This is a genomic window from Streptomyces mexicanus, from assembly GCF_902506575.1.
Taxonomy (GTDB): Bacteria; Actinomycetota; Actinomycetes; order Streptomycetales; family Streptomycetaceae; genus Streptomyces; species Streptomyces mexicanus.
Window position 1 is genome coordinate 6307251 of sequence record NZ_LR732544.1, and the last position, 18296, is coordinate 6325546.

Genomic DNA, 18296 nt, shown 5'->3' on the forward strand with positions numbered 1-18296 from the left:
TTCATAGTGTTTCGGTGGTCATAGCGTGAGGGAAACGCCCGGTTACATTCCGAACCCGGAAGCTAAGCCTTACAGCGCCGATGGTACTGCAGGGGGGACCCTGTGGGAGAGTAGGACGCCGCCGAACTCCTTTTGAAGCTCTGGCTCTTGGGCGATCAGCCCAGGAGCCAGAGCTTTTTTGCGTTGCGGTAAGGTCAGGTGGCATCGTCGTTACGTTTCCTCAGGAGGCCCCCGGGTGGAGGTCCAGGAGACCCGTGTCCAGACGGACCGGGTCCTCACCGTCCCCAACATCCTCAGCATGGCACGGCTCGTGGGCGTGCCCCTCTTCCTGTGGTTGATCCTCAGGCCGGAGTTCGGTGGCCCCAAGAGCGACGGCTGGGCGCTGTTGGTGCTCGCGCTGAGCGGTGTCAGCGACTATCTGGACGGCAAGCTCGCGCGGCGATGGAACCAGATCAGCAGCCTGGGCCGGCTTCTCGACCCGGCGGCCGACCGTCTGTACGTGCTCTCCACCCTTGTCGGCCTCACCTGGCGCGAGATCCTGCCGGTGTGGCTGACCGCGGTTCTCCTGGCGCGAGAATTGATGCTCTTGGTGGCCGTGGCCGTGCTCCGGCGCCACGGCTACCCGCCGCCGCAGGTGAACTTCCTCGGGAAGGCCGCGACCTTCAACCTCATGTACGCCTTCCCCCTGCTGTTGCTCAGTGACGGAACTGGATGGATCCCGTCACTCGCTGCTATTTTCGGATGGGCGTTCGCCGGATGGGGTACGACGCTCTATTGGTGGGCAGGAGTCCTCTATGTGGTTCAAGTCCGCCGCCTGGTCCGTGCGGACGCCATGGCCGACTGAACTCGCTCATTCCGGTAGCCGTGACGGCTCCGATGGCCCGCTTCGGAAAAGTGCGGGACAATCGTGACGGGTGAAGTCGGCTAGATCGTCATCTCTTGGAGGAGGACGCTTCCGACATGAAGGCCGTCGTGATGGCCGGAGGCGAAGGCACGCGCCTTCGCCCAATGACCTCGAGCATGCCGAAGCCGCTGCTGCCAGTGGCGAACCGGCCGATCATGGAGCATGTGCTGCGGCTGCTCAAAAGGCATGGGCTCAATGAGACCGTCGTCACAGTCCAGTTCCTGGCGTCCCTCGTCAAGAACTACTTCGGTGACGGCGAGGAGCTCGGAATGGAGCTGACCTATGCCAACGAGGAGAAGCCACTCGGTACCGCCGGAAGCGTCAAGAACGCCGAAGAGGCGTTGAAGGACGATGCCTTCCTGGTCATCTCCGGCGATGCGCTGACCGACTTCGACCTCACGGATCTGATCCGGTTCCACAAGGAAAAGGGCGCCATGGTGACCGTGTGTCTCACGCGGGTGCCCAATCCCCTGGAATTCGGCATCACCATCGTCGACGAAGAAGGCAAGGTCGAGCGCTTCCTGGAGAAGCCGACCTGGGGGCAGGTCTTCTCCGACACCGTCAACACGGGCATTTACGTGATGGAGCCGGAGGTCTTCGACTACGTCCAGCCCGATGTCCCCGTCGACTGGTCCGGCGACGTCTTCCCCCAGCTGATGAAGGAAGGCAAGCCCATCTACGGCTATGTCGCCGAGGGCTACTGGGAGGACGTCGGCACGCACGAGAGCTATGTGAAGGCTCAGGCCGACGTCCTGGAAGGCAAGGTCGACGTCCAGCTCGACGGCTTCGAGATCTCGCCGGGCGTGTGGGTCGCCGAGGGCGCCGAGGTGCATCCGGACGCCGTGCTGCGCGGACCGCTGTACATCGGCGACTACGCCAAGGTGGAGGCCGGCGCCGAGATCCGCGAGCACACGGTCGTCGGCTCGAACGTCGTCGTCAAGAGCGGTGCCTTCCTGCACAAGGCCGTCGTGCACGACAACGTGTACATCGGCCAGCACAGCAACCTGCGGGGCTGCGTCGTCGGCAAGAACACCGACATCATGCGTGCCGCCCGCATCGAGGACGGCGCGGTCATCGGCGACGAGTGCCTGATCGGTGAAGAATCGATCGTGCAGGGCAATGTGCGGGTCTACCCGTTCAAGACGATCGAGGCCGGCGCCTTCGTCAACACCTCGGTCATCTGGGAGTCGCGTGGCCAGGCGCACCTCTTCGGCGCGCGCGGGGTCTCCGGCATCCTGAACGTGGAGATCACCCCGGAGCTCGCCGTACGCCTCGCCGGTGCCTATGCGACGACGCTGAAGAAGGGCGCCACCGTCACCACGGCCCGCGACCACTCCCGTGGTGCGCGAGCGCTCAAGCGGGCGGTCATCTCCGCCCTCCAGGCCAGCGCCATCGACGTACGGGACCTGGAGAACGTGCCGCTGCCCGTCGCCCGTGAGCAGACCGCACGGGGCAGCGCCGGCGGCATCATGATCCGGACGACGCCCGGAGTGCCGGACTCGGTGGACATCATGTTCTTCGACGGGCAGGGCGCGGACCTGTCCCAGGCCGGGCAGCGCAAGCTGGACCGGGTCTTCGCACGCCAGGAGTACCGGCGCGCGTTCCCCGGCGAGATCGGCGACCTGTACTTCCCCTCCAGCGTCTTCGACTCCTACACGGGCTCGCTGCTGCGCAACGTCGACACCACCGGGATCAGCGAATCGGGCCTGAAGGTCGTCGTGGACGCCTCCAACGGCAGCGCCGGCCTCGTCCTGCCGAGCCTGCTGGGCAAGCTCGGTGTCGACTCCCTGACCATCAACCCCGGCCTCGACGAGTCCCGGCCGACGGAGACCGAGGAGATGCGCCGCAAGGGCCTGGTGCGCCTCGGCGAGATCGTCGCCTCCTCCGGGGCCGCCTTCGGCGTGCGCTTCGACCCCGTCGGCGAGCGGCTGTCCCTGGTCGACGAGAAGGGCCGCATCATCGAGGACGACCGGGCGTTGCTGGTCATGCTCGACCTGGTCGCCGCCGAGCGGCGCAGCGGCCGGGTGGCGCTTCCGGTGACCACCACGCGCATCGCCGAGCAGGTGGCCGCCTATCACGGCACCCAGGTCGAGTGGACGACCACGTCGCCGGACGACCTGACGCGGGTCGGCGGCGAGGAGGGCACGATCTTCGGCGGCGACGGCAAGGGCGGGTTCATCGTCCCCGAGTTCAGCAGCGTCTACGACGGCACGGCGGCCTTCGTACGGCTCATCGGGCTGGTGGCGCGGACGCAGCTCACCCTGAGCCAGATCGACGCCCGTATCCCGCGGGCGCACGTCCTCAAGCGGGACCTGGCCACTCCGTGGGCCGTCAAGGGCCTGGTGATGCGCAGGGTCGTCGAGGCGGCCGGAGACCGTTTCGTGGACACCACGGACGGTGTGCGGGTGGTGGAGACCGACGGCCGTTGGGTGATGGCGCTGCCCGACCCGGCCGAGGCGGTCACGCACCTGTGGGCCGAGGGCCCGGACGACGCTTCCGCGCAGGCCCTGCTCGACGAGTGGTCCGCGGTCGTCGACAGCGCCGGACGCTGACGGACGCCACCGGCCGGCACCCGGGGCCACCGCCCTGCCCCGGCCGGTAAAACGGACAGCACACGCGCGTGCCGGACAAGTGTCCCCCAAGGGGGCCTGTCCGGCACGCCGGTGGGGCCGTTCGGAGGACCGGGCGGCCACGTGCGACGATGTGCGGCATGCCGCAGCAACCCCCCGTTCGGAGCACTCCCGCGCGGCCTTCCCGTCCGGATGCCTCCATGTCGTTGATCACCAACGTCATGGACCACAGCCTCGACGACGGCTACGCCGAGGCCGCCGCCCGGAAGAAGGCCGCCGGCCAGGGAGGCCTGCCGAAGACCCTCCGGGCGCGACTGGGGCTGGCCGGCGGCCTGGTGCTGGCGGCCCTGGTGGTGACGCTGGGAGCCGCACAGGCGCGGGTGGCGGCCCCCGTGGTGGCCAAGGAGCGCCAGGAGCTGATCGACCGCATCGACCGTGAGACGGCGTCGGCGGACAAGCTCCAGGGCCGGGTCGACGCCCTCCGTGACGAGGTGAGCGCGCGGCAGCGCCAGGCGCTCGAGCACAGCGGCGGCGACGCCAAGGCCGAGCTGGTGGGGATCCTCTCGGGTGCGAGCGCCGTGCGCGGCCCCGGCGTGAAACTCGTCGTGGACGACGCCAAGGAGGCCGGCACCGGCGGCAGCGGCAACCCCCGCGAGACGTCCGGCTTCTCCGACACCGGCCGGGTGCGCGACCGGGACATGCAGCGGGTCGTCAACGGACTGTGGCAGTCGGGCGCCGAGGCCGTCGCCATCAACGGGCAGCGGCTGACCGCCCTGTCCGCGATCAGGGCGGCGGGGGACGCCATACTGGTCGACAACAGGCCGCTGGTGCCGCCGTACACGGTGCTCGCGGTGGGGGACGGGCAGCGGCTGAGCAGCCGGTTCCAGGACAGCGCCGACGGGCTGTACCTGCGCGCGCTCCAGGACGACTACGGCATCCGCACCGCGATCTCCGTGGAGAGCGACCTGCGGCTGCCCGCGGCACCGAGTGTGATCCTGCGCACCGCACAGCCGTACGTCGGCACATCCGCACAGCCGAACGCACAGAAGACGGAGAAGGGCACATCGTGATCGCCGTACTGGGCCTCATCGTGGGAGTCGTGGCCGGACTGTTGGTCCGGCCCGAGGTTCCGGCGGTCGTCGAGCCGTACCTGCCGATCGCCGTGGTGGCGGCGCTGGACGCCGTCTTCGGCGGGCTGCGGGCCATGCTCGACGGCATCTTCGACGACAAGGTGTTCGTGGTGTCGTTCCTGTCGAACGTGGTCGTCGCCGCGCTGATCGTGTTCCTGGGCGACAAGTTGGGCGTCGGCGCCCAGTTGTCCACCGGCGTCGTGGTCGTGCTCGGCATCCGCATCTTCTCCAACGCCGCGGCGATCCGACGGCACGTCTTCCGGGCCTGAGAGCGATGAGCAACCCGCAGGAACAGCCAGTGGACGAACGGCCGGCGAACGAGCGGCTCGAGAGCGCCAAGGACTTCCCGAACCCTGGGAACAGGGAGAACAGACTGCGCAAGGAGCTGCCCCCGGAGGTGCCCGGCCGGGCACCCGAGCAGGGCGGCGGCGGTGGCGAGGAGCCGGCACCCGCGCTGACCGGTCGCCAGCGCCTGGTCAAGGGCCTGTGGCCGCCGCGTTTCACCCGCGCCCAACTCGTCGTCGCGGTCCTGCTGTTCGGCCTCGGCTTCGGGCTCGCCGTACAGGTCGCCTCCAACAGCGACAGCGACAGCGCGCTGCGGGGCGCCCGGCAGGAGGATCTTGTGCGCATCCTCGATGAACTGGACGACCGTACTCAGCGTCTTGAGGACGAGAAGCAGGGTCTCGAAAAGCAGCGTCAGGAGCTGGAGAACAGCTCGGACCAGGCCGAGGAGGCCCGCAAGCAGACCGTCGAGAAGGAGAGGCAACTCGGCGTGCTGGCGGGCACGGTGGCCGCGCAGGGACCCGGCATCACCATGACGATCGAGGACACGAAGGGGACGGTCCAGGCGGACATGCTGCTCGACGCGATACAGGAGCTGCGCGCGGCCGGAGCGGAGGCCATCCAGGTCAACGGGGTGCGCGTGGTCGCGAGCACCTATCTGACGGACTCCGGCAAGAGCGTGGACGTCGACGGGAACAAGATCAACGCGCCGTATCGTTTCCAGGTCATCGGCAAGCCGCAGGACCTGGAACCGGCGCTCAACATCCCTGGAGGCGTGGTGCAGACTCTGGAGAAGGAGCAGGCCACCGTGAGTATCGAGCGGTCGGACAAGATCGTCGTGGACGCCTTGCGAGCGGCGAAGCAGCCTGACTACGCTCGGTCGTCCTCCCAGTGAACCGGGGGTGCATGGCGGCCGTCCGGCGAGGGCATGAGGTTGCGGGGGGTCGGCGCACCGATCGGGTGGTGCGTGGTGGAAACTGTCTGGTGGATACGGACGTTGTGAGGATGTCCGGGTCGACCGGCGTATGCAGTCAGGGTTCGTCCTGCCCCACGGGCGGGTCTGTTTCGGTCAAGGGGAATCGCCCGTGAAGTTGTTTGCGAAGTTGTTCGGCAAGAGCGCGCGAGAGGGCAGCGGCAGCGCGACCGCTCGCCATCGTGCCCAGCCCGATGCGGAAGGTCAGCGTCCGCTGTTCCGCGATCAGGTCCCGGGACCGGGTGGAGACATTTCCGGCGCATCGGGCGCGGCGTCTGTTGACCCTGCCCAGGCCGGCGGCATAGGTTTCGGCCAACCGTCAACCTCAGGTACGGGTGGAGGGTTTGCCGCCGACCCGTACGCGTCCCACGCCCCGGCGGGGCAGCCGCGGCAGGAGGCTCCATCCATGTCCGCCCTGGTCTGTACGCGTTGTGGTCACCACAACGCGGAGAACAGCCGCTTCTGCTCCAACTGCGGTGCGCCGCTGCGGCCCGGTGCCGTGCCGGAGCGTGCGTCGGAGACGACGTCGACGATCTCCATCTCCGGTCTGGAGGCCTACGACGCGGAGACCACCGGCCAGACGCCGATGCTCTCCCCGGAGGCCCAGGCGGCCGTGGACGCGCTGCCGTTCGGCTCCGCCCTGCTGGTGGTGCGCCGCGGTCCGAACTCCGGCAGCCGCTTCCTGCTGGACGGTGAGCTGACCACGGCGGGGCGTCATCCGCAGAGCGACATCTTCCTGGACGACGTGACGGTCTCGCGTCGGCACGTGGAGTTCCGCCGCGGCCCGGACGGCGTGTTCAGGGTCGCCGACGTCGGCAGCCTGAACGGCACGTACGTCAACCGGGAGCGGATCGACGAGGTCGCGCTGTCCAACGGCGACGAGGTGCAGATCGGCAAGTACCGGCTGGTCTTCTACGCGAGCCGGCAGGGCTACTGATCCTGCCGGGTTCCCGGCCGGCCCGTCCTCTTTCCGGCCAGACCCCAGGGAAGGTCCATGCTTCGAACACCGAGCGGTGGTGCCGGAAGCGGCACCACCGCCGCGGACAACGAGCTGATGAGCATCGGCACGGTGCTGAACGTGCTGCGCGAGGAGTTCCCCGAGGTCACCATCTCCAAGATTCGTTTCTTGGAGTCGGAGGGGCTCGTCGAGCCGCGGCGGACCCCGTCGGGGTATCGCACGTTCAGCGCCGAGGACGTCGAGCGGCTCGGCCGGGTGCTGCGGATGCAGCGGGACCACTCCCTGCCGTTGAAGGTCATCCGCGAGTACCTGGACGCGGCCGAGCGCGGTGAGGCCGTCCAGCTGCCGGTGCTCGGCCGGCAGCGCGACGGTGAGCCCGTGCCGCCGCCTTCCGAGGCGCCCCCGGGGGCGCGGATCGGACGGGCCGAGCTGCTCGCCGCGGCGGAGATCGAGGAGCGGGAGCTGGCGGAGTGGGAGTCGTACGGGCTGCTCACTCCGATGGAGGACGGGGCCTACGACGCCGAGGCGGTCACCGTGGCCTCGCTCGGGCGCGCCCGGGGAGGGTTCGGGATCGAGCCCCGGCACCTGCGGCTGATGAAGGCCGCCGCCGACCGGGAGGCCGGGCTCGTCGAGCAGGTGGTGGCGCCCCTGAGGCGGCACCGCAACCCGCAGACCAGGGCGCACGCCGAGGCCCGGGCCAAGGAGCTGGCGGCGCTCACGCTGAAGCTGCACGCCGCGCTGGTGCGGAGCGCTCTCGGGGTGCGGCTGCCCTGAGCGGGCCGGCCCCGGCCGGTGCGGCCGGATCGGCGTCCCGTGCCCGGCCCGACTACCCAAACGTCCCGGGCACGGCCTAGGGTTGCTGTGTGAACGAGCTCGATGTCGTAGGTGTCCGGGTCGAGATGCCCTCCAACCAACCGATCGTGCTGCTGCGTGAAGTGGGGGGCGACCGCTACCTCCCCATCTGGATCGGACCGGGGGAGGCGACGGCGATCGCCTTCGCCCAGCAGGGCATGGCCCCTGCGCGGCCGCTGACCCACGACCTGTTCAAGGACGTGCTGGAGGCCGTCGGCCAGGAGCTGACCGAAGTACGCATCACTGACCTGCGGGAGGGCGTTTTCTACGCGGAGCTGGTCTTCGCCAGCGGAGTCGAGGTGAGTGCGCGACCCTCCGATGCCATAGCGCTTGCCCTGCGCACCGGGACGCCGATCTACGGCAGTGACACGGTGCTGGACGACGCGGGCATCGCCATCCCCGACGAGCAGGAGGACGAGGTGGAGAAGTTCCGCGAGTTCCTCGACCAGATCTCGCCGGAGGACTTCGGTACCAGCAACCAGTGAGCGCCGGCACATGCCACCGGCGACCGCCAGGTCACCGAGGGTGCCCGTCCGACCTCCGCGGGACATTCGGCTAGCCTTTCCCCACGGTGAGGCACGGGAAACCACTCGTAGGGTGATTATCACTCGGCGTGCCGAGTGTGGCGATCGTTGACGCACCCCCGGTGACTGCCTACCGTCGAGGAGGCAGGTCAAGGACGGAGGTCGGCGTGAGAAGCAGCGGCGACGGTACGGCTGGGGGCGTCCCCGGACGCGGTGTCGGGGGAAGCGGTGCGTACGCAACCCCGGGCTCCCGGCTCCGCTCGAGCGGGGGGTACCCCCAGCAGGGCGGGGCGGCCGATCACGCTCCGCTGCGGCCGCTGGCCGTGCCGGACGACAAAGGGGCGGCGACCATGGCGTCCGAGCAGATCGGCTACCGCGGTCCGACGGCCTGCGCGGCGGCCGGCATCACCTACCGGCAACTGGACTACTGGGCACGCACCGGGCTGGTCGAGCCGAGCGTGCGGCCCGCCTACGGTTCCGGGACGCAGCGCCTGTACAGCTTCCGGGACGTCGTCGTCCTGAAGATCGTCAAGCGGTTCCTGGACACCGGGGTGTCGCTGCAGAACATCCGCACCGCCGTCCAGCACCTGCGCGAGCGCGGCTTCCGCGACCTGGAGCGCATGACGCTGATGAGCGACGGCGCCACCGTCTACGAGTGCACCTCGCCCGACGAGGTGCACGCCCTGCTGCAGGGCGGTCAGGGCATCTTCGGGATCGCCGTGGGCGTGGTGTGGCGCGATGTGGAGAGCGCGCTGTCCCAGCTGCACGGAGAGCGCATCGACACCGGGGAGACCCTGGTCGGCCACAATCCCGGGGACGAGCTGGCCCGGCGGCGCAACCGGGCCGTCTGACCGGGCGGGGCCCACTGGCCCGGCCCGGCGGTCCCCGGCTCCCGCAGACGACCAGGGGTGTGCGCGGTCCCCGCTGACGGGGATTGTCAGTGGTGTGGTGCAGCATCGGAGATGTGAGGACCACGCCGACGATCCTGCATCTCGACATGGACGCCTTCTTCGCTCAGGCGGAACAGGCGTCCAAGCCGAGCCTGCGCGGGAAGGCCGTCGTCGTGGGCGGTCTCGGACCGCGCGGGGTGGTGGCGACCGCGTCGTACGAGGCCCGAGTCTTCGGCGTGCATTCGGCGATGCCGATGGCCCAGGCGCGGCGGCTGGCGCCGAACGCCGCGTATCTGGTGCCGCGGTTCGACTTCTACCGGACCATCAGTGAGCAGGTGATGGAGCTGCTGCGGGCCCTGTCGCCGCTGGTGGAGCCGCTCAGCCTGGACGAGGCGTTCGTGGATCTGGAGGCCGGCTCGGCGGCCTGGGACGCGGAGTCGGCCGAACGGGTCGGCCGGAAGCTGCGGGCCGACATCCGGGCCGTGACGGGGCTGACGGGCTCGGTGGGCCTGGCCGCCTCCAAGATGCTCGCCAAGATCGCCTCCGAGCAGGCCAAGCCCGACGGGCTGGTCCTCATCCGGCCCGGCACCGAGCGGGACCTCCTCGCTCCGATGCCGGTGCGGACCCTGCCCGGGGTCGGCCCGGCCACCGGCGACCATCTGCGCCGGGCCGGGATCCACACGGTCGGCGAACTCGCCGAGGCCGGCGAGGACGAACTCGTCCGGCTGCTGGGCAAGGCCCACGGGCACGCGCTGTACGCCATGGCGCTGGCGCACGACGAGCGGCCCGTCGTCGCCGAGCGCGAGGCCAAGTCGGTGTCCGTCGAGGACACCTACGACGTGGACATCCACGACCGGCTGCGGGTGGGGCTGGAGGTGCAGCGGCTCGCCGACCGGTGTGTCGGGCGGCTGCGCGCGGCCGGGCTGTCAGGGCGGACGATCGTGCTGAAGGTGCGGCGGTACGACTTCTCCACCCTGACCCGCTCCGAGACCCTGCGCGGCCCCACCGACGATCCGGCGGTGGTGCGCGAGGCGGCCGCCCGGCTGCTGGACTCGGTGGACACCACCGGCGGCGTACGGCTGCTCGGCGTGGGGGTCTCCGGGCTCGCCGACTACACGCAGGAGGACCTGTTCGCGCAGGCGGCCGGCGCGCGGGCGGAGACCGCCGCCGAGGAACCGGCGGACGAGGCGGCGCAGGAGCCGTCCGAGCCCGCCGAGCGGCACTGGCCCGCGGGCCACGACGTCCGGCACGCCGAGTACGGCCACGGCTGGGTGCAGGGCAGCGGCCTGGGCCGGGTCACCGTCCGTTTCGAGACCCCGCACTCGGCACCGGGCCGGGTGCGCACGTTACTCGGCCGTGGAGGCCGGCCTGCGCGGGACGAACTCCCCCCTCGTGCGTCCCGGCCTTCTTCCCTCGTCGTCGTGGCCGCCGGCCGGCGCCCTGGCCGCGCAGTCTCTTGCCGGTCGTCGTGGGCGGGTGAGGGTGCTCGGCGCCGGGTGCTTGAGGCGGCCTCTCACCGGGCCGGGGGACCACCGGGCAGGCCGGTCCGCGCCGGCGGTTCAGACCGTCTCGCGGGCGGTTTCGCGCGTCTTCACCGGACGGCGGGCGGGTCTGCCGTCTTGGCCGGGCCGCTCGGGATGGCCGGGCCGCTCGGACCGATGCTCAGGGTTCCTCGGTGCCCGAACCCGCCAGCTTGCCGAAGTCGCGGTCGGGGAGCGGGGGAGGGGCGGCCACGTCGAGGCCGTAGTGGTGGTAGAGCTGCAGTTCCTGCTCGGGGGAGAGGTGGCGGCCGACGCCGAAGTCGGGGGCCTCCTTGATCAGGGCCCGGTCGAAGGGGATGCGCAGAGCGCCGTCGACCAGTTCGCTCGGTTCGAGCGGCACGAAGGCGTCCCGGGAGAACAGGCCGGTGCGTATGGCCGCCCACTCCGGCTCGCCGGTCGCGTCGTCGAGGTAAACCTCGTCGACGGTGCCGATCTTGTGACCGTTCCGGTCGAACGCCTTGCGGCCGATCAGGCTGCGCGGATCGATGTCGGTCTGCACGGTCCCTCCATAGGGTCGCACCTCATCCGTAAGCACAACAAAAGAGCACAATCGGCCTGGCGGCCACTCGAGTCGGCTTCCGGGGCCCGCTGGTAGGCTGACAGCGGCTGCTGACCCCGTGCGGGAGAGTCCTCCGGCAGCACACCGGAGGCGCCGAAGGAGCAAATCCTCCCCGGAATCTCTCAGGCCCACGTACCGCACGGACGAGGTCACTCTGGAAAGCAGAGCGGGTGTCGACGGCTTCCGCTCTCACCGACGGTGAAAACCGGGTGCCCTCGGGCGGCCCGGTGAAGCTCTCAGGTCGAGATGACAGAGGGGGAGGCCGTCGGGGCACCCGAAACGTGGTGTCCCTCGAAGGTCGCGTCAGACCAGGAGGCCTCCGCATGACCGCCCAGCGCATCCCCCTCTCCCAGCTCGAACGGGGCACGCCCTTCGAACAGCGCCACATCGGCCCCGACCACGAGGCCCGGGCCAAGATGCTCGCGCAGGTCGGCTACGGCTCGCTCGACGAGCTGACCGACGCCGCCGTACCCGAAGTGATCAAGAATGCCGACGGGCTCGACCTGCCCGGCGCCCGCACCGAGGCCGAGGTGCTGGCCGAGCTGCGCGCGCTGGCCGGCCGCAACCAGGTCCTCGACTCGATGATCGGGCTCGGCTACTACGGCACGTTCACCCCGCCGGTCATCCTGCGCAACGTCATGGAGAACCCGGCCTGGTACACGGCCTACACGCCGTACCAGCCGGAGATCTCGCAGGGCCGCCTCGAGGCGCTGCTGAACTTCCAGACCATGGTCGCCGACCTCACCGGCCTGCCCACCTCCGGCGCCTCCCTGCTCGACGAGGGCACCGCGGCGGCCGAGGCGATGGCGCTGTCCCGGCGCATGGGCAAGAACAAGAAGGGCCTGTTCCTGGTCGACGCGGACGCGCTGCCGCAGACCATCGCCGTCATCGAGACCCGCGCCGAGCCGACCGGCGTCGAGGTCGTCGTCGCCGACCTCGGCGACGGCATCCCCGCCGAGATCGCCGAGCGCGAGATCAACGGCGTGCTGATCCAGTACCCGGGCGCCTCCGGTGCCGTGCGGGACATCAAGCCGGTCATCGACCAGGCGCACGAGCTGGGCGCCCTGGTCACCGTCGCCGCCGACCTGCTCGCGCTGACCCTGCTGAAGTCCCCCGGCGAGCTGGGCGCGGACATCGCCGTCGGCACCCCCCAGCGCTTCGGCGTGCCGATGGGCTTCGGCGGACCGCACGCCGGCTACATGGCGGTGCACGAGAAGTTCGCCCGCAGCCTGCCCGGCCGCCTGGTCGGCGTCTCCGTCGACGCCGACGGCGCCAGGGCCTACCGCCTCGCCCTGCAGACCCGCGAGCAGCACATCCGCCGCGAGAAGGCCACCAGCAACATCTGCACCGCGCAGGTGCTGCTCGCCGTCATGGCCGGCATGTACGCCGTCTACCACGGCCCCGACGGCCTGCAGGCGATCGCCCGGCGCACCCACCGCTACGCCACGATCCTCGCCGAGGGCCTGAGGGCCGGCGGCGTTCAGATCGTGCACGGCGCCTTCTTCGACACCGTCACCGCGCGCGTGCCCGGCAAGGCCGCCGAGGTCGTCGCCGCCGCCCGGGACAACGGCGTCAACCTGCGCCTCGTCGACGCCGACCACGTCTCCCTGGCCTGCGACGAGACCACCGGCCGGGCCCAGCTGGAGGCGGTCTGGGCGGCCTTCGGCGTCCAGGGCGACATCGAGGCGCTGGACGCGGCCGCCGAGGACGCCCTGCCCGAGGCGCTGCTGCGCACCGACGCCTACCTCACCCACCCCGTCTTCCACCAGCACCGCTCCGAGACCGCGATGCTGCGCTACCTGCGCCGGCTCGCCGACCGCGACTACGCGCTGGACCGCGGCATGATCCCGCTCGGCTCGTGCACCATGAAGCTGAACGCGACCACGGAGATGGAGCCGGTCACCTGGCCGGAGTTCGGGCAGCTGCACCCCTTCGCGCCCGCCGAGCAGGCCGAGGGCTACCTGACGCTCATCCGGGAGCTGGAAGACCGGCTCGCCGAGGTCACCGGCTACGACAAGGTCTCCCTGCAGCCGAACGCCGGCTCCCAGGGCGAGCTGGCCGGCCTGCTCGCCGTGCGCGGCTACCACCGCGCCAACGGCGACGAGCAGCGCACCGTGTGCCTCATCCCGTCCTCCGCGCACGGCACCAACGCCGCCAGCGCCGTGATGGCCGGCATGAAGGTCGTCGTCGTGAAGACCGCCGAGGACGGCGAGATCGACGTCGAGGACCTGCGGGCGAAGATCGAGCAGTACCGCGACGAGCTGGCGGTGCTCATGATCACCTACCCGTCCACGCACGGCGTGTTCGAGGAGCACGTCGCCGACATCTGCGCCCGGGTGCACGAGGCGGGCGGCCAGGTGTACGTCGACGGCGCCAACCTCAACGCGCTGGTCGGCCTCGCCAAGCCGGGTCACTTCGGCGGGGACGTCTCCCACCTGAACCTGCACAAGACCTTCTGCATCCCGCACGGCGGCGGCGGCCCCGGCGTCGGCCCGGTCGCGGTGCGCGCCCACCTGGCGCCGTACCTGCCCAACCACCCGCTCCAGCCGGCGGCCGGCCCGGAGACCGGCGTCGGCCCGATCTCCGCCGCTCCGTGGGGCTCGGCGGGCATCCTGCCCATCTCGTGGGCCTATGTGCGGCTGATGGGCGGCGAGGGCCTCAAGCGGGCCACGCAGGTGGCGGTGCTGTCCGCGAACTACGTCGCCAAGCGCCTGGAGCCGCACTTCCCGGTGCTCTACACCGGCCCCGGCGGCCTGGTCGCGCACGAGTGCATCATCGACCTGCGCCCGCTGACCAAGGCCACCGGCGTGAGCGTGGACGACGTGGCCAAGCGGCTCATCGACTACGGCTTCCACGCGCCGACGATGTCCTTCCCGGTGGCCGGCACGCTGATGATCGAGCCGACCGAGTCCGAGGACCTGGCCGAGCTGGACCGCTTCTGCGACGCGATGATCGCGATCCGGGCCGAGATCGACAAGGTCGGCGCGGGCGAGTGGCCGGCGGACGACAATCCGCTGCGCAACGCCCCGCACACCGCCGGTGCCCTGGGCGGCACCTGGGAGCACGCCTACAGCCGCGAGGAGGCCGTCTTCCCGGCCGGGGTCTCGGCCGCGGACAAGTACTGGCCGCCGGTGCGCCGTATCGACCAGGCCTTCGGCGACCGCAACCTCGTCTGCTCCTGCCCGCCGCTGGACGCCTACGAGGACTGAGCCGGCCGGGCGGCGCCGCGCCCGCGCCGCACGCACAGGGCTCCGCCCCGGCCTCCCGCACGGGACGGCCGGGGCGGAGCCCTGTCGTAGGAGGGAGCAACGGACGCTCCCGGGGCGTTCCGGCGGGTCGGCTAGACGCGGTCGATGTGGACGTTCGTCGACTTCACGCGGGCCGTGGCCTCCATGCCGACCTCCAGGCCCAGTTCCTCCACGGCCTCCCGCGTCAGCAGGGAGACCAGGCGGTGCGGGCCGGCCTGGATCTCCACCTGGGCGGCCACGGCGCCGAGCTTGATGGCGGTGACGATGCCGGGGAAGGCGTTGCGCACCGACGTGCAGGAGGCTTCCCCCTCGACGTCCGTGCGGGCCAGCTCCACGGAGAACGCGGCCAGGTCCCGGCCGTCGATGAGCCGGCGTCCGCTCTCGTCGCGGTGCGTGGCCACCCGGCCCGCGTCCGCCCACCGGCGGGCGGTGTCCGGGCTGACTCCGAGCGGGCGGGCCGCCTGGCCGATCGTGTACGACTGCATGCCGGTCACGATAGGACCCGGGGCGGGCGGCGCGGACAGGGGGCCGGTGCGAAGGGCGTGCCGTCGGCGCCCGCCGGCCCCGGACGTCCCGGGCGTGGCCGCCGTGAACCGGAGGGTGCGGCGGGGCTCAGGCGGTGTGCACGCGGGGCCGCTTGGCCGGGTCCGGCTCCGCCTCGCGCAGCACCTCGCGGGGGACCGGGGCGACCTCGCCCTGGCCGAAGAGGAAGAACCGCAGGAAGTTGTGGAAGGGGTTGCCCTCGGTCCACTCGAAGTAGATGTGCGGGGTGTGGCCGGTGGTGTCGCGGACGTGCAGCAGCAGGGCGGCCAGGGCGTTGGGGATGGAGGAGGACTCCAGGGACAGCACGCGGTAGCGGCCGTGCAGGACCTCGCCGCGCACCTTGAGACCTCCCTCGAACTCGGAGGGGTCGGTGACCGTCACCTCCACGAAGACGAAGTCCTCGGTGTCCGGGATGTCGTTGTCGGCGCGGATCTGCTCGATCTTGTCGCGGTACTCGGCCTTGTCGCGGCGGTCGGGCTCGTTGGCGATGAACCGGATCTTGCGGCTGGCGATATCCCTGACGAAACGTTCCGCCATGGGGTCGAGCGTCACGCTGGTCACGCGCAGCTCGAAGGCGCGCGCCAGCCGGGACAGCAGCGACACGAGGATGATCCCGGCGATGAAGCAGGCACCGATCTTCACACCGTCCGGGCGTTCGATCACGTTGACCACGGTGGTGTACAGGAACACCGTCGAGATCACCGCGAACCCGATCGTCCAGGGGCGCTGGCCGGCCTTGTGCGAGGCGATGGTCACCGCGATCGCCGCGGAACTGATCAGCACCAGGACACCGGTGGCGTACGCGCCGCCCTGCTTGTCGACGTTGGCGTCGAAGATCCAGGTGACCAGGAAGCCGATCAGGGTGAAGACCATGACCATGGGCCGCACGGCCCGGGCCCAGTGCGGGGCCATGCCGTAGCGGGGCAGGTAGCGCGGCATCAGGTTGAGCAGTCCGGCCATCGCGGAGGCGCCCGCGAACCATAGGATCGCGATGGTGGAGGCGTCGTAGACCGTGCCGAAGACGTTGCCCAGGTAGTGGTGCGCGAGGTAGGCCAGGGCGCGCCCGTTGGCCTTGCCGCCGGGCTGGAACTCCCGCGCCGGGATGAGCAGCGTGGTGATGAAGCTGGTGGTGATCAGGAAGCCGCTCATGATCAACGCGGCCGTGGTGAGCAGCTTCTTGGTGTCGCGGATGCGGCCGGTGGGCCGTTCCTCGGTGTCCCCGGCATCGCCCTCCACGTGCGGCATGACGGCGACGCCGGTCTCGAAGCCGGACAGGCCGAGCGCGAGCTTGGGGAAGACCAGCAGGGCCACACCGATCATGCCGAAGGCACTGCTGTGCTGGGCGGTCAGGGCGGCGGACCAGTCGGTCACCACGTGCTCGGCGGTCAGGACGTGCCACAGGCCGGCGATCACCACCACCACGTTCAGGGCGAGGTAGACGCCGACCAGCCCGACCGCGACACCGATGGCCTCCAGGAAGCCCTTGAGGAACACCGCGCCGAGCAGCGCCAGCAGGACCAGGGTGATCAGCATCTGGTGGCCGTGCAGCGCCCCGGTCAGGTGCGGGTTCTCCACCAGGTGGGTCGAGGCGTCGGCGGCCGACAGGGTGATGGTGATCAGGAAGTCGGTGGCGGCGAAGCCGAGCAGGGTCAGCACGAACAGCTTGCCCTGCCAGAACGACAGCAGCCGCTCCAGCATCGCGATCGAGCCCTGGCCGTGCGGGCTCTCCTCGGCCACCCTGCGGTACACGGGCAGGGCGCCGGCGAGGGTGACGAGGACCAGGACGAGCGTGGCCACGGGCGAGAGCAGGCCGGCCGCCAGCGCCGCGATGCCGGGCTGGTAGCCCAGCGTCGAGAAGTAGTCGACACCCGTCAGGCACATCACCCGCCACCACCGCTGTCCCTTGTGCGGGTGCTCCGGCGCGGCGTGCGGTGCCTGCTGCACGCCCTTGCCCATGTCGGACAGGCCCTCCAGCATCCAGGCGCGCAGACGGCTGGGAGGGTGTTCGGTGGTGGCCATCGGCCCTGCTCCTGGTGTACGGCTCAGCGTGTGGATCCGGCCATCACGCGGACGGAGCACCAGCGTAAGCAGAGCGTGACGCAGCGACCCACGGATACGGGGAGGGCGGCCGTCAATCTTCCGTTAAGAATGCCGGTCCGGGACGGCTTCCGCCTCGCCGTCAGGACGACGGGAACCGCCGCCACCAGGGAGACGGCAGCACCGGGGCCGTGCTGGGCCGTCCGGGGGCGGATGCACCCTGGCCGCCCGGAGGCGGGCCGCGCGCCGTCGGCAGCGGACACCCAGCGTCATGATTCCAGCCCCGAGATGCGCAGCACCGTCAGCGCGGTAGCGCCGTCCACGCGCTCGGCGAGGTCGCGCAGCTCCCCCGTCCCGTACTGCAGGAAGCCGTTCGCCGCCGCCGTCCGGGCGTCCTCGGCGAAGCGGTACCAGAGCGCGGGGTTGTCCACGAGGACGTCCGGGTCGATCTCGGCGCGCTGGCCGAACGCGTCCTGCAGCACCAGCCGTCGCGCGACGCCGTCCGTCGTCCGCACCGACACCAGCAGATCGGTGCGGACCCGGCCGCGGCGCACCACCGAACGGGCGGCCAGCCAGCCCTCGCCGGCGCTGACCCGGACCGGGCAGAGCACCACGAAGAGCAGCGCCGCGAGCACCCCCCACAGCGCGCCCCGCCACCACGTCAGGCCGCCCATGGCCCCGTCGACGGCCAGCAGCAGGACCAGCAGGGCCACGGAGCAGCGGAGCGAGGTGCGCAGATCCCGCGCCCAGTGCCGGTCGCGGGCCACCCGGCCGGGGCGACGGGAGAGGGCGTCGGTACCCGGCCGCACGTCGTTGCCGTACCTCATGCATTCGACGGTAGAACGCTTCTGGGGCGGGTACGGCCGGCGTTGACACGGCTCTGACGCGCCCGCCCCGGTTCTTGACGCCGTACCGACGTCCGGCACGTCTCAGCGCCCCGGCAGCACCCGGTCGCCGCGCTGCCCGGGGGGCACCTCGCGGTGCCGTTGTCCTGCGGCTACGGCGCGGCCGACCGGGCCGGCGGGCCTCAGGCGGCGGTCATCACGTGGTCGGCGCCCAGCGGGCGGTGCGGGGCGATGATCCGGCCGTCCGGAAGAAGCTCACCGGTGTCCTCGAAGAGCAGAACGCCGTTGCACAGCAGGCTCCAGCCCTGCTCCGGGTGGTGCGCCACGAGGCGGGCGGATTCGCGGTCGGCGGAGTCGGCTGTCGGACACGGTGGCTGGTGCTGGCACATGGGTGGGATCTCTCGCTGTGTGGTCTTGCCCTGGATGGTCGTCGTGTCTGT

The 18296-nt window shown here is 70.9% G+C and carries 15 protein-coding genes, 1 rRNA gene, 1 pseudogene and 1 riboswitch; of the genes and pseudogenes, 12 read left to right on the forward strand and 5 right to left on the reverse strand.

All coding sequences use genetic code 11. From position 1 onward, the window contains the following. Nucleotides 1–10: 10 nt before the first annotated feature. The 11 genes and pseudogenes from rrf to GV126_RS28195 all read left to right on the forward strand — a co-directional run. Nucleotides 11–127 (forward strand): 5S ribosomal RNA (gene rrf, locus GV126_RS28145). Nucleotides 128–235: 108 nt separating this feature from the next. Beyond that, nucleotides 236–844, forward strand: a complete 609-nt coding sequence (clsA, locus tag GV126_RS28150) for a cardiolipin synthase ClsA (RefSeq protein WP_159672006.1) — start codon at nt 236–238, stop codon at nt 842–844. A 116-nt stretch (nt 845–960) separates the two neighbouring features. Beyond that, nucleotides 961–3456, forward strand: a complete 2496-nt coding sequence (locus tag GV126_RS28155; RefSeq protein ID WP_159672008.1) for a mannose-1-phosphate guanyltransferase — start codon at nt 961–963, stop codon at nt 3454–3456. A 218-nt stretch (nt 3457–3674) separates the two neighbouring features. Further along, nucleotides 3675–4544 carry a DUF881 domain-containing protein gene (locus GV126_RS28160; protein ID WP_236570138.1) on the forward strand — a complete coding sequence of 290 codons (870 nt, stop codon included), beginning with the start codon at nt 3675–3677 and terminating at the stop codon, nt 4542–4544. Next, nucleotides 4541–4873 carry a small basic family protein gene (locus GV126_RS28165; protein WP_006134295.1) on the forward strand — a complete coding sequence of 111 codons (333 nt, stop codon included), beginning with the start codon at nt 4541–4543 and terminating at the stop codon, nt 4871–4873. The genes GV126_RS28160 and GV126_RS28165 overlap by 4 nt, the downstream gene beginning before the upstream one ends. 5 nt (nt 4874–4878) lie before the next feature. Next, nucleotides 4879–5781, forward strand: coding sequence for a DUF881 domain-containing protein (locus GV126_RS28170; protein ID WP_237331606.1), 903 nt, complete (start codon nt 4879–4881; stop codon nt 5779–5781). Nucleotides 5782–5911: 130 nt separating this feature from the next. Continuing rightward, nucleotides 5912–6796 (forward strand): zinc-ribbon and FHA domain-containing protein, encoded by an 885-nt coding sequence (locus tag GV126_RS28175; RefSeq protein ID WP_159672012.1) that lies wholly within the window; start codon nt 5912–5914, stop codon nt 6794–6796. A gap of 57 nt (nt 6797–6853) precedes the next feature. Then, nucleotides 6854–7591, forward strand: a complete 738-nt coding sequence (ftsR, locus tag GV126_RS28180; RefSeq protein WP_159672014.1) for a transcriptional regulator FtsR — start codon at nt 6854–6856, stop codon at nt 7589–7591. A gap of 89 nt (nt 7592–7680) precedes the next feature. Beyond that, nucleotides 7681–8154 carry a bifunctional nuclease family protein gene (locus tag GV126_RS28185; RefSeq protein ID WP_004934251.1) on the forward strand — a complete coding sequence of 158 codons (474 nt, stop codon included), beginning with the start codon at nt 7681–7683 and terminating at the stop codon, nt 8152–8154. A 206-nt stretch (nt 8155–8360) separates the two neighbouring features. Further along, on the forward strand, nt 8361–9044 hold the full coding sequence (locus tag GV126_RS28190) for a MerR family transcriptional regulator (RefSeq protein WP_159672016.1): 684 nt from the start codon (nt 8361–8363) through the stop codon (nt 9042–9044). Between the two features lie 113 nt (nt 9045–9157). Continuing rightward, nucleotides 9158–10495: pseudogene (locus GV126_RS28195) on the forward strand (DNA polymerase IV); the annotation flags it as partial. Between the two features lie 250 nt (nt 10496–10745). Here the strand turns inward: GV126_RS28195 and GV126_RS28200 are convergent. After that, nucleotides 10746–11123 carry a PRC-barrel domain-containing protein gene (locus tag GV126_RS28200; protein WP_185946807.1) on the reverse strand — a complete coding sequence of 126 codons (378 nt, stop codon included), beginning with the start codon at nt 11121–11123 and terminating at the stop codon, nt 10746–10748. Nucleotides 11124–11234: 111 nt separating this feature from the next. Further along, nucleotides 11235–11331, forward strand: a riboswitch (glycine riboswitch). Nucleotides 11332–11506: 175 nt separating this feature from the next. On the opposite strand from GV126_RS28200, the gene gcvP reads away from it, so the two are divergent. Further along, nucleotides 11507–14392: an aminomethyl-transferring glycine dehydrogenase gene (gene gcvP / locus GV126_RS28205; protein ID WP_159672020.1), complete on the forward strand. Its 2886-nt coding sequence runs from the start codon at nt 11507–11509 to the stop codon at nt 14390–14392. A 131-nt stretch (nt 14393–14523) separates the two neighbouring features. On the opposite strand, the gene GV126_RS28210 is transcribed toward gcvP, so the two are convergent. The 4 genes from GV126_RS28210 to GV126_RS28225 all read right to left on the reverse strand — a co-directional run bounded on the left by GV126_RS28210 (nt 14524) and on the right by GV126_RS28225 (nt 18245). Then, the gene (locus GV126_RS28210; protein ID WP_159672022.1) at nt 14524–14916 is read right to left on the reverse strand and encodes a TOBE domain-containing protein; all 393 of its coding nucleotides are present in this window, start codon (nt 14914–14916) and stop codon (nt 14524–14526) included. Between the two features lie 127 nt (nt 14917–15043). Next, on the reverse strand, nt 15044–16993 hold the full coding sequence (locus GV126_RS28215) for an APC family permease (protein WP_159672024.1): 1950 nt from the start codon (nt 16991–16993) through the stop codon (nt 15044–15046). Between the two features lie 287 nt (nt 16994–17280). Beyond that, complete coding sequence (locus GV126_RS28220; protein ID WP_159672026.1) at nt 17281–17838, reverse strand: hypothetical protein; 558 nt, start codon at nt 17836–17838, stop codon at nt 17281–17283. Between the two features lie 200 nt (nt 17839–18038). After that, nucleotides 18039–18245, reverse strand: a complete 207-nt coding sequence (locus tag GV126_RS28225; protein ID WP_159672028.1) for a DUF5999 family protein — start codon at nt 18243–18245, stop codon at nt 18039–18041. Nucleotides 18246–18296 lie beyond the last annotated feature (51 nt).

Excerpts from the sequence above, each read along its gene's own strand:
- GV126_RS28155 (WP_159672008.1), top strand. The coding sequence starts at position 961 with ATGAAGGCCGTCGTGATGGCCGGAGGCGAAGGCACGCGCCTTCGCCCA.
- GV126_RS28160 (WP_236570138.1), top strand. The coding sequence starts at position 3,675 with ATGTCGTTGATCACCAACGTCATGGACCACAGCCTCGACGACGGCTAC.
- GV126_RS28170 (WP_237331606.1), top strand. The coding sequence starts at position 4,879 with ATGAGCAACCCGCAGGAACAGCCAGTGGACGAACGGCCGGCGAACGAG.
- GV126_RS28175 (WP_159672012.1), top strand. The coding sequence starts at position 5,912 with ATGCAGTCAGGGTTCGTCCTGCCCCACGGGCGGGTCTGTTTCGGTCAA.
- ftsR (WP_159672014.1), top strand. The coding sequence starts at position 6,854 with ATGCTTCGAACACCGAGCGGTGGTGCCGGAAGCGGCACCACCGCCGCG.
- gcvP (WP_159672020.1), top strand. The coding sequence starts at position 11,507 with ATGACCGCCCAGCGCATCCCCCTCTCCCAGCTCGAACGGGGCACGCCC.
- GV126_RS28210 (WP_159672022.1), bottom strand. The coding sequence starts at position 14,916 with ATGCAGTCGTACACGATCGGCCAGGCGGCCCGCCCGCTCGGAGTCAGC.
- GV126_RS28215 (WP_159672024.1), bottom strand. The coding sequence starts at position 16,993 with ATGGCCACCACCGAACACCCTCCCAGCCGTCTGCGCGCCTGGATGCTG.
- GV126_RS28220 (WP_159672026.1), bottom strand. The coding sequence starts at position 17,838 with ATGAGGTACGGCAACGACGTGCGGCCGGGTACCGACGCCCTCTCCCGT.
- GV126_RS28225 (WP_159672028.1), bottom strand. The coding sequence starts at position 18,245 with ATGTGCCAGCACCAGCCACCGTGTCCGACAGCCGACTCCGCCGACCGC.